The organism is Hymenobacter sp. AT01-02, from assembly GCF_000961955.2.
GTDB lineage: Bacteria > Bacteroidota > Bacteroidia > Cytophagales > Hymenobacteraceae > Hymenobacter > Hymenobacter mucosus.
In genome coordinates, this window is the sequence record NZ_JZIR02000227.1 from 1 (window position 1) to 794 (window position 794).

Annotated in this window: 1 protein-coding gene and 1 pseudogene; both read left to right on the top strand. The window is 51.9% G+C overall.

Features of this window, described 5'->3' with window-relative positions:
- The coding region (gene rimM, locus VI25_RS22675; protein WP_055562953.1) for a ribosome maturation factor RimM at positions 1 to 498 on the top strand (498 nt) is incomplete at its 5' end.
- 21 nt (positions 499 to 519) lie between these two features.
- Positions 520 to 794: pseudogene (locus VI25_RS22680) on the top strand (tRNA (guanosine(37)-N1)-methyltransferase TrmD); the annotation flags it as partial.

A 794-nucleotide genomic window follows, 5' to 3' on the forward strand; every position in this document is an offset into this window, starting at 1 on the left:
AACCTCGACGACTATCGCAAGCTCCCTTCGGTTCTATTGGAAATGCCCTCGGCTCCTGGCAAGCTAGTACCTTACGGGGTAGAAAAGCTACAGCCCCAAACCGATAACCGGGTACTTCTAAAGCTAAAGGGAATAGACCGCGTAGAAGATGCCGAGCCTTTGCGCAACGCAAAGTTATGGCGTGCTTTGGCGGACCTACCTACGCTGGAAGAAGACCAGTTCTACTTCCATGATGTAATCGGGTACACCGTAATTGATGAGCAGCTAGGACAGCTGGGTACCGTAGAAACGTTCTACGAGCTTCCCCAGCAGGATGTGTTAGCCATGAGCTACAAGGGCCAGGAAGTCTTGATTCCGGTAGTTGATGAGCTCATCTTACATGCGGATGATGCCCAGCAGCAGTTGCACGTACGCTTGCCCGAAGGATTGCTGGACGTGTACCTGACGCCTGCTTCACGAGACCGGGATGAACCTGACGAGTTCGACGAGCCGTCTTAGTTTATAAGTCATCCTGCCGTCATGCGTATCGACATTGTCACGTGCCAGCCTGATTTGCTGGGTAGTCCTTTTGCCCACTCCATTGTAAAGCGTGCGCAAGACAAGGGACTAGCCGAGATTCACTTGCACGATCTACGCCGTTACGCCATCAACAAGCACGGCCAGATTGATGACTATGTCTTTGGTGGTGGCGCAGGAATGGTATTGCGAGTAGAGCCTATAGCAGCTTGTTTTGATGAGCTACTAGCTGAGCGAACATATGAGGCGGTCATTTACATGACTCCCGATGGTGAGAC